Below are 13,612 nucleotides of genomic sequence, written 5' to 3' on the forward strand. Positions count from 1 at the left end.
GTCCCAAGGGGGGCTGGCACGGGAAGGTGAGTATGTCGGAACACGGCGCAAAACGTGTGGTGGTTTGGGGCACCGGCTTCGTGGGCAAGATGGTGATCGCCGAGATCGTCAAGCATCCGCTGTTCGAACTGGTGGGGGTGGGCGTCAGCAACCCCGACAAGGTGGGGCGCGACGTCGGCGACATCTGCGGGCTGCCCGAGCCGGTCGGCATCATCGCCACCGACGACGTCGACGCGCTGATCGCGCTGAAGCCCGACGCGCTGGTGCACTACGGCCCGACGGCGATGCACGCCCAGGACAACATCGCGCTGATCACGCGGTTCCTGCGGGCCGGGATCGACGTCTGCTCGACGGCGATGACCCCGTGGGTGTGGCCGACCATGCACCTCAACCCGCCGCAGTGGATCCAGCCCATCACCGAGGCGTGCGAGCTGGGGGAGTCGTCGTGCTTCACCACCGGCATCGACCCCGGATTCGCCAACGACCTGTTCCCCATGACGCTGATGGGCCTGTGCTCGGAGGTGCGCCGGGTGCGCGCGTCCGAACTGCTCGACTACACCAACTACGAAGGCGATTACGAAGTCGAGATGGGCATCGGCCGCGAGCCCGAATACCACCCGCTGCTGGAAGACTCCAACATGCTGATCTTCGCGTGGGGCGCCACCGTGCCGATGATCGCCCACGCCGCGGGCATCATGCTCGACGAGATCACCACCACCTGGGACAAGTGGGTGACGCCGACCGAGCGCAACACCGTCAAGGGTGTCATCAAGCCCGGGCACGTCGCCGCGGTCCGGTTCACCATCAACGGGATCTACAAGGGCGAGACCAGGATTCAGCTCGAGCATGTGAACCGCATCGGCCTCGACGCCGCCCCCGACTGGCCCACCGGGCACGACAACGACGTCTACCGGGTGGAGATCGAGGGCACGCCCAGCGTGTTCCAGGAAACCGCGTTCCGGTTCACCGACGGGTCGGGCCGCGACGCGGCCACGGCCGGGTGCCTGGCGACCGGGATGCGGGCGCTCAACGCCGTGCCCGCCGTCAACGACCTGCGGCCGGGCTGGGTCACGCCGCTCGACCTGCCGCTGATCGCCGGCGCCGGCAACATCCGCTGACCGGCTGGCGCACAGGCGGCACCTAGGTTCCCCTGAGACGAGGTACAGGTTTCGGCGGCACAATAACGGCTAGCCTGGGATGCGAGTTGCTGAAGTTGGGGTTGGGGCAGATGGCCAATGGAAACGGGACCGCGCTGGGCCTGTCGATCGGTAACACCAACCTGGCGGCGGTGGCCGCCGGCCGGGCCATCACCCGCAAGCCCGTCCTGACGCTCTACCCCGAGCGCGCGCCGGAAGTGGGCGTGCCCGCGGAGAACCCGCGGCTCGACCAGCCCGGCCTGGTGATGACGGGATTCGTGCAGCGGGTCACCGACCCGCGGGGACTGGTGGCGGCCGACGGCTCGGTACACCGCGGCGAGCAACTGATCGCCGACGCGATGCGCGCGCTGGCCTACGCCCTCACCGGTGGGCGGCCCCTGCCCGACAGCGTCGCCGTGACCTATCCCGCCCACTGGGCCTCCGAAGCGGTCGACGCCGTGGGCACCGCGCTGAGCTCGGTAGCCGAATGGTCCCAGCGCGCGCGGCCGCTGCTGCTCATCCCCGACGCCGCGGCCACGCTGCTCGCCGTGCGGACCGGCCCGGGCATACCCGCCCACGGGACCGTGGCGGTGTGCGACTTCGGCGGCACCGGCACCAGCGTCACGTTCATGCGCGCCGACGGCGACTATCAGGCGCTGGCCCCGACCGTGCGGCTGAACGACTTCTCCGGCGACCTGATCGATCAGGCGCTGCTGAGCACCGTCATCTCCAACATGCCCACCACCACCTCCTTCGACCCGGCGGGCACCGTGGCGATCGGCTCACTGAGCCGGCTGCGGACCGCATGCCGGGGCGCCAAGGAAGAGCTGTCGTCGAGCACGGCGACCACCCTGAGCGACGGGCTGACCGGGCAAGTCCGGGTCACCCGCGCCGAACTCGACGACGCGATCCGCACGCCGCTGGACCGGTTCGTGGCGGTACTGGAAAACGCGTTGGCCCGCAACGGGATTCAGGACCTGGCGGCGGTCGTCACGGCGGGCGGCGGGGGCAACATCCCCGCGCTCACCACCACGCTGTCGCAGTACTTCCGCGTCCCGGTCATCACCACGCCGCGCCCACATCTGACGGCCGCCACCGGCGCCGCGCTGCGGGCGGCGAACGGTCCCGGCGAGGTATCCGCGGCGGCTTCGGCGGCTTCGGTGTCGCCGGAGGCGACCGCGACGGCGCAGGCCGCCCCGTCGGCGGCGATCACCGGCGCGGCTCCCGTGCGGGCGTGGTCGCTGACCGGTAAGCAACCGCAGGTCACGCCCACCCCCGCCGGCGAGGAGACCACCGACGAGCCCGCGGCCGCCAAGCGCAAGGGCCGCCTGTTTCGGCTGCCGGTCCTGGCCGCGGTCGTCGGCGGGGCGGCGGCGGTGGCGCTGGTGGGGACGGCCGTCACGATCGGCCTGACCTCGGCGAACAAATCCGCGACGACGCCGGCGCCGGGCGTGACCAGCAGCCCGGTTCCCGCGCGAGCTCTCCCCTCCTCTGTTCGCCGCCACGGTCGTATGTGAAAAAGAGACACCCCCACCCCCCCCGCCAACACCGAGACGCCGTCGACCAGCGTCCCGTCAGCCAAACCGCAGCAGGCACCGCCGCTGGCGGCGGCGCCGCGTCAGGCGATCCCGCGGGTCCCTGAGGTCCCGCCCATTCCGGCGGTCCCCGGACTCAACGAACCCATCCCCGGCCTGGATCGGGTCAACCAGATCATTCAAGGCATCGGCGGAGACTTGGGCATCAGCGGCATCCCCCAATTGGACCCTCAGCTGGGAACGACCCGATAGGTCAACGCTTTTCGCCCTTGTTCTCCGCCTTCGCGGCCTCTTTGAGTTGCTCGTTGAGGGCCTTGTCCTTCTCGATCTGGTCCTGCAGAGCCTGCTCGTCGCGCGAGTCGTCGGCCTTCGCCTGGCCGTCGGAGTCGGCACCCTCGGGCACTTCGTGCCTGGGGTTGCCGTCCTCGTCCAACCATTCGTTGACCGCGGTCCCCGACACGCTTCCCCCGGTGCCGGGCAGCACGATGGTGGGCTTTTCTTTGTAGGCCTCCATCATCTCGGCGGCCTTCTCCTTGTCGCCTTCGTCCGGCTCCGGCTTTTCCGTCAGCTTTTGATCGGTGTCCTGATCTGCCGCTTTATCGTCCTGGACGCTCATGCTTCAAACCCCCTCGCAATCGCATGTCGCGATGTTCGGGGGGTTACCCGTTGCGGCGTTGTGTCGAAACTCTCACTGCCGCGATCGTTCGCGCTTGACCAGCTCGACCAGCGCCAGCGGGATCCGCATCGGCTCGGGAGCGCTTGACAGCCGCCCCGCAACCGCCCGCTCGAGCTGGTCGACGAACTCCCCGGCCCGCGCGTCGCGGACGCCGCCGTCCAGCCCGCGCACCAGGGCGGGGAACAGCGCCGCGCGGGCGAAGGCCGCCCACTGCGCCCCGAAGGCCTCGGCGTCGTGGTCCACCTGGAATCGAGCCCAGAATCGGTCCTGGGCGGTGAACAGGTCGAGACGGTCGATCGACAGGCCTTCGAAGCGTCCTCTCGGCGAGAATGGCGCGCGAAAGTCCTTCTCGCTGCGGGCAAATGTGGGAATGGTCATGCGCCGGGCCTCGTCGTGGCGCAGCAGGCCGTCGCGCACATGCTCCCGCAGCGCCGCGAGCATCGCGTCGAGCAGCGTCGGGAAACCCGGCGTGCCGTCCTCGTCGAGGGCGATCGTCATCACCACCAGCCGCCCGTCGGGGGCCAGTTCGCGGCCGCGGAACGCCACGAAGTTGTGCCAGTCCAGGGCCGCCTGGTTGGCGTAGGCCGCGTGCACGGTGTCGTCGGTGCTGTAGGCGACGTGCACGTGGTCGTGCACCTCGCCCGGCATCGTGCTCAGCCACTGTGTGGCCCACGATGACCAGCCGAGGTTGACCGTCTGTGACGGCACGATCTGATCGTAGAAGGAACGGCCGATCGACGACGCGAACGTCGCCGCGTCCAGGTGCAGGTAACTCTCGGGGTCGTCCTCGAGCGTGTGAAACAGCGCCGAGAAGTCGTTGTCCGGTATGTCGGTGTGCGCCACCAGGATTGCGTGATCGTGACGGGTGCGGCGACGCAGCACCGTGATGGCCGCGCACAGCGGCTTGAGCGAATTGTGCCCGTTGGCGGCCCCGTAGTCGGCGACGACGATGGGCTGCGGCGGCTTGGGCAGCGCCACCTGCTCGGCGGCGCGCTCGAACAACGCGATCGCCGGGGCCAGCCCGGCAGCCTGCAGCCGCGACGACTGGGTGTACACGGGTTCGGGCCGGACCACAATGCTCGATTCGGGCATCCGAGGTTCAGGCCGCATGGCCCAACGATAGTCGTCAGCTGGGCCTGGGGTAGCGGACGCCGGTCAGCTGCTCGGAGAGTTCCCAAAGCCGTTGGCAGTCAGCCTCGTTGCGGGCTCGCTCGGGCACCTTGGCCGGTCGGACCCCACCGCCCGCGGCCTCGTAGAATCCGCGGGGCCCGTAGTACCCGCCGCCCTGGGCGTGCGGCGCGGCCGCGGCGTAGAGCGCCGGGAGGATGCCCTCGTCGATCTCCTGCCACAGGAACGGCGTGAACCGCCAGGACGCCTTGTACAGCCGTTCCATCAGCGCAGGCCGGTCGCGGCCGTGCGACGGGCCGGCGATCTGCAGGTTGGTCTTGGTCAGGCCGGGGTGCGCGGCGTTGGACATGATGCCCCAGCCGGCCGCGCGGCTACGCCGGTCCAACTCGAGGGCGAACATCAACACCGCCAGCTTCGACTGGCCGTAGGCCGACATCGCCGCGTAGGACTTCTCGAACTGGGGGTCGTCGAAGTGGATCTTGGCGTTCTGCCGGGCCGCCAGGCTGCTCAGGGAGACGACGCGCGCCTTGCCGGCGGCGCGCAGCAGCGGTACCAGGTGGCCGGTGAGGGCGAAGTGCCCGAGATGGTTGCTGCCGAACTGCAATTCGAAGCCGTCTGCGGTGGTGTCGCGTTCGGGCGGCGTCATGACGCCGGCGTTGTTGATCAGGATGTCGATGGGGCGGCCCTCGGCGTTGAGCTGCTCGCCCAGCGCCGCGACCGCGGCCAGCGACGACAGGTCCAGCGACTTGATGGTCAGCTTGGCGTCGGGCACTGTGGTGCGGATCTCCTCGATCGCCTTTTCGCCTTTGGCGCGATTGCGGATCGCCATGACGACGTCGGCGCCGGCGGCCGCGAGCCGCCGGGCCAGGCCGAAGCCCAGGCCGCTGTTGGCGCCGGTGACGATCGCCAGCTTGCCCGACAGGTCGGGCACCGTGGCGACGAGATCGTTGGCCATGCGAATCACTCCCTTCGTGTGCGCCCCGTCATAGTGTGCTCTTTGTGTCGGCTCGTCGACAGCGCATCCGCGGCTGGGCGGCCGCGTTGGTCCTCGGCGTGCTGCCCGCGCTCGCCTTTCCCGCGCCGGCGTGGTGGTGGCTGGCCTGGTTCGGCCTGGTGCCGCTGCTGCTGTTGGTGCGGGCCGCGCCGACCCCGTGGGAGGCGTCCGTGCGGGCCTGGTTCGGCGTCGCCGGGTACGTGCTGACCACGCAGTACTGGCTGGTGACGTTCGTGGGCCCGTTGCTGGTGGTGATGGCCGCCGGCTTCGGCGCGCTCTGGCTGCCCTGGGGGTGGTTGGCGCATCGGTTGCTGTCCGCGCCGGTCGGACCGGGCCGGACGGTCGCGGCCGTGATGGTGTTGCCCAGCGCGTGGGTGGCGGCCGAGGCCGTGCGGTCCTGGCCGCCGCTCGGTGGGTCGTGGGCGGCATTGGGCGCGTCCCAATCCGCGCAGCCCGTCACCCTGGCGTCGGCGTCGTTGGGCGGGGTGTGGCTGACGAGTTTCCTTGTGGCCGCGGTCAATACGGCTCTGGTGGGTGCCTTCGTGCATCGCGAGCTGTCCGGCCGGCTCGTCGTCCTGGGCTGCGCGGTGGGGCTGGCGGCGGTCGGCCCGGCCTGGTATTTCCTGGGCCCGATGCCCGCGGGCGGTCCCACGGTGCGGGTGGCGCTGGTGCAGCCCGGCGACATCGCCGACGCCGGCGCGCGCCAGGCCGCAAGCGAGGAGCTCACCGCCTCGGTTGCGGGTCAGCGCCCGGACTTGGTGGTCTGGGGAGAAAGCAGCGTGGGATCCGATCTCGCCAGCCACCCGGAGGTTGTGGCGCGGCTTGCCGAATTGTCCCGGCGGGTGGGCGCGGACCTGTTGGTCAACGTCGACGCGCCCGCGCCCGGCGGAGGGATCTACAAGTCGGCGGTGCTCATCGGGCCGGGCGGAACCTTGGGCACGTATCAGAAGACCCGGCTGGTGCCGTTCGGCGAATACGTGCCGCTGCGACCGCTTTTCGGCTGGATCACCCGCCACAGCAGGGCCGCCGCCGAGGACCGGCAGCGCGGGACCGGACCCGTCGTGTTGCATGCCGGCGCCCTGGCGATCGGCCCGTTGGTCAGCTACGAGACCCTGTTCTCCGACCTCGCCCGCCGGGAGGCGCAACTGGGTGCGGAGCTGTTGGTCTATCAGAGCTCCACGTCGTCATACCAGGGGAGTTGGGCGCAGCCGCAGTTGGCCGCGCAGCCGGCCGTCCGCGCCGTCGAGGCGGGCCGCCCGGCCGTGCACGCCGCATTGTCCGGCGACAGCTCGGCCTTCGACGCGCAAGGCCACCGGCTGGCGTGGTGCCCGTCGAACGTTCGCGGCGTAACCGTGGTGAGCGTGCCGCTGCGGTCGCGCGTCACGCCCTACCAACGGCTGGGCGACAGGGTGCCGGTGTTGGCCTTCGTCGTCCTCGTGGTGGCGCTGGTGCGCTGGCGGCGCCCCGCCCGCGGTGGCGGGTGAGCAGGTGAAGCGCCGGATCCTCAAGGGGCTCTTGCGGACGCGGCTCTCTCAGACCACTAGTCGACGCTCGAATTTGATATCGCCGGTGATATCAAGTTTCGCGATCGGATGGTGGTCTACAAACTGGTACCTATGTGACCGATGTGACGAGCGTGATCCTATGCGGCGAACCGCTCAGTGCCCGCGGGCCACCCACTCCTCGTAGTGCACGATCTCGTCGCCGATCGTGGTGCTGTCGCCGTGGCCCGTGTGCACCACCGTCTCGCCGGGCAGCTTGCCCAGCCGCTCGGAGATGGACTGCAGGATGGTCGGGAAATCCGAATACGAGCGGCCCGTCGCGCCCGGGCCGCCGGAGAACAGGGTGTCCCCGCTGAACACCACACCCAGGTCGTGCGAATACCAGCACACCGACCCCGGGGAGTGGCCCGGGGTGTGCATCGCCCGCAGCTCGGTACCGCCCACGCTGAGCGTCTCGCCGTCGGAGATGGAGCGAAAGTCGCTGTCGGGATGCGTCATTCGCCACAGCACGTCGTCGGCCGGATGCAGCAGCACCGGCGCGTCGAGCGTCTTGCCCAGTTCCGGTGCGACCGTCACGTGGTCGTTGTGCCCGTGCGTGCACACCACCGCGACGACGTGGCGGCCTGCCACGGCCTCGACGATCGGCTCGGCCGTGTGCGCGGCGTCGAACACCACCACGTTGGAGTTGTCACCGATCAGCCAGATGTTGTTGTCGACTTCCCAACTGCCGCCGTCTAATTCGAACGTGCCCTGGGTGACCACCTGCTGAATCTCAACCATCAGAGCACCACCACCGAACGCAGCACCTTGCCCCCGTGCATCTTGTGGAAGGCCTCCTCGACGTCTCCGAGGCCGATGCGCTCGGAGACGAACTGCTCCAGCGGCAGCCGGCCCTGCAGGTAGAGGTCGATCAGGGTCGGGAAGTCGCGCTCGGGCAGACAGTCGCCGTACCACGACGACTTCAGCGACCCGCCTCGGCTGAAGAAGTCGATCAGCGGCATCTCGAGCTTCATGTCGGGCATCGGAACCCCCACCAGCACAACGGTTCCCGCGAGGTCGCGGGCGTAGAAGGCCTGCTTCCAGGTTTCGGGCCGGCCGACGGCGTCGATGGCGACGTTGACCCCGAATCCGTCGGTGAGGTCCTGGATGGCCTCGACGACGTCGGCCTGGCGGGCGTTGACGGTGTGGGTGGCGCCGAACTTGCGGGCCCAGTCCAGCTTGGTGTCGTCGGTGTCGACCGCGATGATGCGCCGGGCGCCGACGAGCGCGGCACCGGCGATGGCGGCGTCGCCGACGCCGCCGCAGCCGATCCCCGCGACGGTGTCGTCGCGGGTCACCCCGCCGGTGTTGATCGCCGCGCCGATGCCCGCCATCAGCCCGCAGCCGAGTAGGCCCGCGACGGCTGGGTCGGCGGCGGGATCGACCTTGGTGCACTGGCCGGCGTGCACCAGCGTCTTGTCGGCGAACGCTCCGATCCCCAGCGCGGGCGTCAGCTCCGTGCCGTCGGTCAGCGTCATCTTCTGGGCGGCGTTGAAGGTGTCGAAACACAGGTGCGGGCGGCCGCGCTTGCAGGCCCGGCACTGGCCGCAGACGGCACGCCAGTTCAGGATCACGAAGTCGCCGGGCTCGACCCCGGTGACCCCGGGCCCGACCGCCTCGACCCGGCCGGCGGCCTCGTGGCCCAGCAGGAAGGGATACTCGTCGTTGATGCCGCCCTCGCGGTAGGTCAAATCGGTGTGGCACACCCCGCAGGCGATGACGTCGACCAGAGCCTCGCCGGGTCCGGGGTCCGGAACGACGATGTCCACCAGCTCGACGGGTTCGCCCTTCTTTCGTGAAATCACGCCGCGCACTGTCTGACTCATGGCCACCAACCTACGGTGTACCGTCGCAGGGCATGCGCGCCGGTGACGAGACCGCCTCCGAAACGTCAGAAGAATTCAGCGAACGAATTGCCGCGGCCATCGACGGCGCCAGCCTGACCCTGCTGCTGAGCATCGGGCACCAGACCGGTCTGCTGGACACGATGGCCGGACTGGCGCCGTCCACCAGCGCGCAGATCGCCGAAGCGGCCGGCCTCGACGAGCGTTACGTGCGCGAGTGGCTGGCCGGCATGACGACCGGACGCGTCGTCGACTACGACGCCGCCACCGCCACCTACTCGCTGCCCGCGCACCGCGCCGCCGTGCTGACCCGGGCGGCCGGGCCGGACAACCTGGCCCTGGTGGCCCTGTTCGTCCCGCAGCTCGCCGAGGTCGAACAGAAGATCATCGGCTGCTTCCGCGACGGCGGCGGCCTGCACTACGGCGAGTTCCCCCGGTTCCACGCGCTGATGGCTGAGCAGAGCGGCGTGGTGTACGACAAGGCGTTGGTCGACGTCGTGCTGCCGCTGGTCGACGGGCTCGTCGAGCGCCTGCGCGGCGGAGCCGACGTGGCCGACTTCGGCTGCGGCAGCGGCCACGCGATCAACGTGATGGCGCGGGCGTTCCCGGCCAGCCGGTTCACCGGCATCGACTTCTCCGACGAGGCCATCGCCGTCGGCGCCCGCGAGGCCGCCGACCTCGGCCTGGCGAACGCGAGCTTCGAGAGCCACAACCTGGCGCAGCTGGACAAGCGGGACGCCTTCGACCTCATCACGGTCTTCGACGCCATCCACGACCAGGCCCAGCCGGCGCGGGTGCTGGAGAACATCCACCGCGCCCTGCGGCCCGGCGGCGTCCTGCTGATGGCCGACATCAAGGCGTCCAGCCGGCTCGAGGACAACGTCGGCGTGCCGATGAGCACCTACCTCTACACCACCTCGCTGATGCACTGCATGACGGTGTCGCTGGCCTTGGACGGCGCCGGGCTGGGCGCCGCCTGGGGGACACAGCTGGCCACGGCGATGCTGAGCGACGCCGGCTTCGGCGACGTTCGGGTGGCGGAGATCGAGTCCGACCCGATCAACAACTACTACATCGCCTCTAAGTGATGCCGGCCCTCGACGCCCTGGACGACTGGCCGGTCGAGGCCGCCGCCGCGGCGGTGATCGGGCCCGGCGGGGTGCTGGCCAGCCACGGCGACACCGAACGGGTCTTCGAGCTGGCGTCGGTGACCAAGCCGTTGGTGGCGCGCGCCGTGCAGGTGGCCGTCGAAGAGGGCGTCGTCGACCTGGACACCGCCGCCGGACCGCCCGGTGCCACCATCCGGCACCTCCTGGCCCACGCGTCCGGCCTGGCCATGCACAACGACCACGTGCTGGCCGCCCCCGGGGCACGGCGCATCTACTCCAACCACGGTTTCACCGTGCTGGCCCGGGCGGTGGAGCGCGAGTCGGGGATCGAGTTCGGCCGCTACCTGGCCGAGGCCGTGTGCGAACCCCTGGGCATGGCGGCGACCCGGCTGGACGGCGGCGCGGCGGCCGCCGGGTTCGGGGCGAGGTCCACCGTGACCGACCTGGCCGCCTTCGCCGGCGACCTGCTGCGACCGGCGACGGTCTCGGCCGAGCTGCACGCCGAGGCGACGGCCGTGCAATTTCCCGGCCTGGACGGCGTGTTGCCCGGTTACGGCGTCCAGCGGCCCAACGACTGGGGGCTGGGCTTCGAGATCAGGGACGCGAAATCGCCGCACTGGACGGGCGCGGGCAACTCGCCGCGAACGTACGGCCATTTCGGCCAGGCGGGGGGCTTCATCTGGGCGGATCCCGAACGGGACCTGGCCCTGGTGACCCTGACCAACCGCGATTTCGGGGAGTGGGCACTGCGGCCGTGGCCTGCGCTTTCCGACGCCGTGCTGGCCGAATACGCCTAAGAGAAAATGCACACTAGCGCAACATGGGTATCACAGGGCACAATAGACACGCACGACACACAAAATAGTTAGCAATCCTGCTTTCCAGGTGCCGCCAGGTCGTTGGGGAAGACGTCCCTCGCGGAACCGAAGGAGCAGGAAATGCGTGCGTCGAATCAATTCGCCGACGTGACGACTGGCGTGGTGTACGTGCACGCTTCGCCGGCGGCGGTATGCCCGCATGTCGAGTGGGCGTTGTCGTCGACCCTGGGGTCGAAGGCGAACCTCACGTGGACGCCGCAGCCGGCCATGCCCGGACAACTGCGCGCCGTCACCAACTGGGTCGGGCCGGTGGGCACCGGCGCGAGGCTGGCCAACGCCTTGCGCTCCTGGTCGGTGCTGCGGTTCGAGGTCACCGAGGACCCCAGCCCCGGAGTGGACGGCCAGCGGTTCAGCCACACCCCGCAGCTCGGCCTCTGGAGCGGGTCGATGAGCGCGAACGGCGACGTCATGGTCGGGGAGATGCGGCTGCGCGCACTGATGGCCCACGGCGCCGACACCCTGGCCGCCGAGCTGGACACGGTGCTGGGAACGGCATGGGACGACGCCCTCGAGGCGTACCGCGACGGTGGCGAGGTCGGCGAGGTGACCTGGCTCAGTCGGGGCGTCGGCTAGCCGCGCGCTTGACGGCTATGAGGGCTCATCTTCGGCGGGGGAGTCGTCGTCTTCAGCCAGGTGGCGCAGCACTCGTTCGTTGAGGGCGGCGAGCATGTCAAGCTCGGCCGGGGTGAGCAGGTCGATGAAGTTCCGCCGGACGTCCTCCACGTGCCCGGGTGCCGCCTTCTCGATGGCGGCGCGGCCGGCCGGTAGCAGGCAGACCATGGTGCTGCGAGCGTCGTTGGGGTTCGGCTCGCGGCAGATCAGCCCGTCCTTCTGCATGCGCCGCACCTGGTGGGAGACACGGCTCTTCTCCCATCCCAGTGTGTTGCACAGGTCGTGCGCGGGCATGCGGTCCCCGTCGTGGCTTGAGAGCACCGCCAGGATCTCGTAGTCGGCCCCGGACAGACCCGATTTTTGCAGGCCCCGGTTCAGGTGCACGTCGAGCTGATGATGTGCGTGCTGGAAGGCCCGCCAGGCGCGGTCTTCACGAGGGTCCAGCCAATTCGGTTCCATCACCCACCATGCTAGCGGATTGGTTGACTCGTCAACAAACCTTCCTTAAGGTTGAGTAGTCAACCTTTCCGACGAGTTCAGACGGGACACCTCATGAGCAAGATCAGCATCATCGGCACCGGCAACATGACCCGCGCCATCGGCGCTTTGGCGGTAGCGGGCGGCAACGCCGTCGAAGTCATCGGCCGTGATCGATCCAAGGCCGCTGACCTGGCCAAGGCTCTCGGCGGCAGCGCCACGACGGGAGAGTTCGGCGCCGTCCCGTCGGGGGACATCGTCATCGTGTCCGTGTTGTATGCCGACGTCGTTCCGGTCGTCGCCCAGTACGGGGACGCCCTCGCGGGCAAGGTCATCGTCGACATCAGCAACCCGTTCAATTCCGCGGCCGACGGGCTGGCGATCCCTGATGACACCTCCGTCGCGCAGGAAGTTGCCAAGGTGGCCCCGGCCAGCGCCAGCGTGGTGAAGGCATTCAACACGATCTTCGGTGTGGTGCTGGCCCAGGGCCGGCCGCTCGACGTCTTCATCGCCGGCGACGACGCGCGCGCCAAGGCGGCCGTGGCGGAGTTCATCGAGAGCCTCGGGCTGCGCCCACTGGACGTCGGCGGCTTGAACATGGCGCACTGGCTGGAAGGAACGGGCCTGGTCGTGATGGGCCTGGCCCGCCACGGGGTGGGGAACTTCGACTTCGCCCTCGGCGCCACCGTTCCCGCCTGAGTCACCCCGGTCCACGCCGTCAACGACAAGGGGCGCCGTGCGCCCGGGGCAATGGTTGATGGATCACTGAAAGGAATTCTCTAATGAAACTTGGTTTCGCTATTCCCATAGTCGGGCCCGCGGTCAGCGGCGCCGCTGACCTGGCCGCGTTCTGCCGCGGACTTGAGGACCTTGGTTATGACACGCTGTGGGTCGGCGATCGCTTGGTCACGCCGGTTGATATGCACAGCGCCTACCCGGGCAAAGAACAGCCGTACCCGCCGCAGATGACTCGTTACCTCGACCCGGTGCTGCTGTGGACGGTCGCCGCGACGGCAACCAGCCGGGTGCGACTGAACTCCAGCACGCTCAGCACGTTCTACTACGAGCCGGTGCACTTGGCCCGGCTGCTGACCACGCTCGACGTGCTGAGCGACGGCCGCCTTGACGTTGGCGTGGGAATCGGGTGGATGAAGGACGAGCACGATATCGCCCGCGGCGCGGACTGGCGCCGACGCGGACGGATGCTCGATGACCTGCTGGCGTTCCTACACCGGTGGTGGACGACCACCCCGGTGTCCTGGGACAGCGAGTTCTTCTCGCTGCCGCCGGTCCATGCCGAGCTGCGTCCGGTCCAGGCCGGCGGTCCGCCCATCTGGATCGGCGGTGTCAGCGAGGCCGCGATGCGCCGGGTCGGCCGCCGCGGCACCGGCTGGCTGGGGGTCGAGGAGCTGCAGGACGAGTTCACCGACCACTTGTGGTCGATTGCGCGTCGTGCGGCGAAGGAGGCCGGCCGCGATCCCGACGCGCTGAAGACGGCCATGCGGATCAACCTCGAACCGGGCACGTCGGTCGACTCGCTTGCCGGCAAGCTCAAGCGCCTGGCCGGGTCCGGCGTTGATGAGGCGTTCGTGGACGCGTTCGCAGCGTTTCCCAGCCTTGACCAGACGCTTGACTTCGCGAGCCAGGTGATCGCGCACACCGGTCGGTTGTGACTCGTGGGA

General features: G+C 69.6%; 14 protein-coding genes. 8 read left to right on the plus strand and 6 right to left on the minus strand.

The window, feature by feature from the left end:
• Positions 1-32: 32 nt before the first annotated feature.
• The gene (locus C1737_RS03390) at positions 33-1,118 is read left to right on the plus strand and encodes a dihydrodipicolinate reductase (RefSeq protein WP_068093763.1); all 1,086 of its coding nucleotides are present in this window, start codon (positions 33-35) and stop codon (positions 1,116-1,118) included.
• A 110-nt stretch (positions 1,119-1,228) separates the two neighbouring features.
• Positions 1,229-2,653, plus strand: a complete 1,425-nt coding sequence (locus C1737_RS03395; RefSeq protein ID WP_369807467.1) for an Hsp70 family protein — start codon at positions 1,229-1,231, stop codon at positions 2,651-2,653.
• Between the two features lie 271 nt (positions 2,654-2,924).
• Here C1737_RS03395 and C1737_RS03400 read toward each other — a convergent pair whose 3' ends face one another.
• The 3 genes from C1737_RS03400 to C1737_RS03410 form a co-directional block, all read right to left on the minus strand.
• Positions 2,925-3,287 carry a hypothetical protein gene (locus C1737_RS03400; RefSeq protein WP_102417237.1) on the minus strand — a complete coding sequence of 121 codons (363 nt, stop codon included), beginning with the start codon at positions 3,285-3,287 and terminating at the stop codon, positions 2,925-2,927.
• Positions 3,288-3,359: 72 nt separating this feature from the next.
• Positions 3,360-4,457, minus strand: a complete 1,098-nt coding sequence (locus C1737_RS03405) for an SAM-dependent methyltransferase (RefSeq protein WP_102417238.1) — start codon at positions 4,455-4,457, stop codon at positions 3,360-3,362.
• A 16-nt stretch (positions 4,458-4,473) separates the two neighbouring features.
• Positions 4,474-5,430, minus strand: coding sequence for an SDR family oxidoreductase (locus tag C1737_RS03410; protein ID WP_102417239.1), 957 nt, complete (start codon positions 5,428-5,430; stop codon positions 4,474-4,476).
• Positions 5,431-5,516: 86 nt separating this feature from the next.
• Between C1737_RS03410 and lnt the strand changes: the two genes are divergently transcribed.
• Positions 5,517-6,953: an apolipoprotein N-acyltransferase gene (gene lnt, locus C1737_RS03415; RefSeq protein WP_102417240.1), complete on the plus strand. Its 1,437-nt coding sequence runs from the start codon at positions 5,517-5,519 to the stop codon at positions 6,951-6,953.
• 174 nt (positions 6,954-7,127) lie between these two features.
• On the opposite strand, the gene C1737_RS03420 is transcribed toward lnt, so the two are convergent.
• Positions 7,128-7,751 (minus strand): MBL fold metallo-hydrolase, encoded by a 624-nt coding sequence (locus tag C1737_RS03420; protein WP_102417241.1) that lies wholly within the window; start codon positions 7,749-7,751, stop codon positions 7,128-7,130.
• Complete coding sequence (locus tag C1737_RS03425) at positions 7,751-8,836, minus strand: S-(hydroxymethyl)mycothiol dehydrogenase (protein WP_102417242.1); 1,086 nt, start codon at positions 8,834-8,836, stop codon at positions 7,751-7,753. The genes C1737_RS03420 and C1737_RS03425 overlap by 1 nt, the downstream gene beginning before the upstream one ends.
• Positions 8,837-8,868: 32 nt before the next feature.
• Between C1737_RS03425 and C1737_RS03430 the strand changes: the two genes are divergently transcribed.
• The 3 genes from C1737_RS03430 to C1737_RS03440 all read left to right on the plus strand — a co-directional run bounded on the left by C1737_RS03430 (position 8,869) and on the right by C1737_RS03440 (position 11,414).
• On the plus strand, positions 8,869-9,942 hold the full coding sequence (locus tag C1737_RS03430) for a class I SAM-dependent methyltransferase (protein WP_102417243.1): 1,074 nt from the start codon (positions 8,869-8,871) through the stop codon (positions 9,940-9,942).
• Positions 9,942-10,760, plus strand: a complete 819-nt coding sequence (locus tag C1737_RS03435; protein ID WP_102417762.1) for a serine hydrolase — start codon at positions 9,942-9,944, stop codon at positions 10,758-10,760. The genes C1737_RS03430 and C1737_RS03435 overlap by 1 nt, the downstream gene beginning before the upstream one ends.
• A gap of 141 nt (positions 10,761-10,901) precedes the next feature.
• A complete protein-coding gene (locus C1737_RS03440) occupies positions 10,902-11,414 on the plus strand; it encodes a DUF3145 domain-containing protein (RefSeq protein WP_067917864.1) in 513 nt (170 codons plus the stop codon).
• Between the two features lie 15 nt (positions 11,415-11,429).
• On the opposite strand, the gene C1737_RS03445 is transcribed toward C1737_RS03440, so the two are convergent.
• Positions 11,430-11,912: a MarR family winged helix-turn-helix transcriptional regulator gene (locus C1737_RS03445; RefSeq protein ID WP_067917866.1), complete on the minus strand. Its 483-nt coding sequence runs from the start codon at positions 11,910-11,912 to the stop codon at positions 11,430-11,432.
• Positions 11,913-12,005: 93 nt separating this feature from the next.
• Between C1737_RS03445 and C1737_RS03450 the strand changes: the two genes are divergently transcribed.
• Entirely contained in the window at positions 12,006-12,629 is a 624-nt protein-coding gene (locus C1737_RS03450; protein WP_102417244.1) for an NADPH-dependent F420 reductase, read from the plus strand.
• An 83-nt stretch (positions 12,630-12,712) separates the two neighbouring features.
• Positions 12,713-13,603 carry a TIGR03619 family F420-dependent LLM class oxidoreductase gene (locus tag C1737_RS03455; RefSeq protein WP_102417245.1) on the plus strand — a complete coding sequence of 297 codons (891 nt, stop codon included), beginning with the start codon at positions 12,713-12,715 and terminating at the stop codon, positions 13,601-13,603.
• Positions 13,604-13,612: the final 9 nt, after the last annotated feature.

Source organism: Mycobacterium sp. 4858, from assembly GCF_900240975.1.
Lineage (GTDB): Bacteria > Actinomycetota > Actinomycetes > Mycobacteriales > Mycobacteriaceae > Mycobacterium.

Bases quoted from the DNA above. Each gene is read 5' to 3' on its own strand.
- C1737_RS03445 (WP_067917866.1), bottom strand. From the start codon at position 11,912: ATGGAACCGAATTGGCTGGACCCTCGTGAAGACCGCGCCTGGCGGGCC.
- C1737_RS03390 (WP_068093763.1), top strand. From the start codon at position 33: ATGTCGGAACACGGCGCAAAACGTGTGGTGGTTTGGGGCACCGGCTTC.
- C1737_RS03420 (WP_102417241.1), bottom strand. From the start codon at position 7,751: ATGGTTGAGATTCAGCAGGTGGTCACCCAGGGCACGTTCGAATTAGAC.
- C1737_RS03440 (WP_067917864.1), top strand. From the start codon at position 10,902: ATGCGTGCGTCGAATCAATTCGCCGACGTGACGACTGGCGTGGTGTAC.
- C1737_RS03400 (WP_102417237.1), bottom strand. From the start codon at position 3,287: ATGAGCGTCCAGGACGATAAAGCGGCAGATCAGGACACCGATCAAAAG.
- C1737_RS03435 (WP_102417762.1), top strand. From the start codon at position 9,942: ATGCCGGCCCTCGACGCCCTGGACGACTGGCCGGTCGAGGCCGCCGCC.
- C1737_RS03425 (WP_102417242.1), bottom strand. From the start codon at position 8,836: ATGAGTCAGACAGTGCGCGGCGTGATTTCACGAAAGAAGGGCGAACCC.
- C1737_RS03430 (WP_102417243.1), top strand. From the start codon at position 8,869: ATGCGCGCCGGTGACGAGACCGCCTCCGAAACGTCAGAAGAATTCAGC.
- C1737_RS03455 (WP_102417245.1), top strand. From the start codon at position 12,713: ATGAAACTTGGTTTCGCTATTCCCATAGTCGGGCCCGCGGTCAGCGGC.
- C1737_RS03405 (WP_102417238.1), bottom strand. From the start codon at position 4,457: ATGCGGCCTGAACCTCGGATGCCCGAATCGAGCATTGTGGTCCGGCCC.
- C1737_RS03450 (WP_102417244.1), top strand. From the start codon at position 12,006: ATGAGCAAGATCAGCATCATCGGCACCGGCAACATGACCCGCGCCATC.
- C1737_RS03410 (WP_102417239.1), bottom strand. From the start codon at position 5,430: ATGGCCAACGATCTCGTCGCCACGGTGCCCGACCTGTCGGGCAAGCTG.
- C1737_RS03395 (WP_369807467.1), top strand. From the start codon at position 1,229: ATGGCCAATGGAAACGGGACCGCGCTGGGCCTGTCGATCGGTAACACC.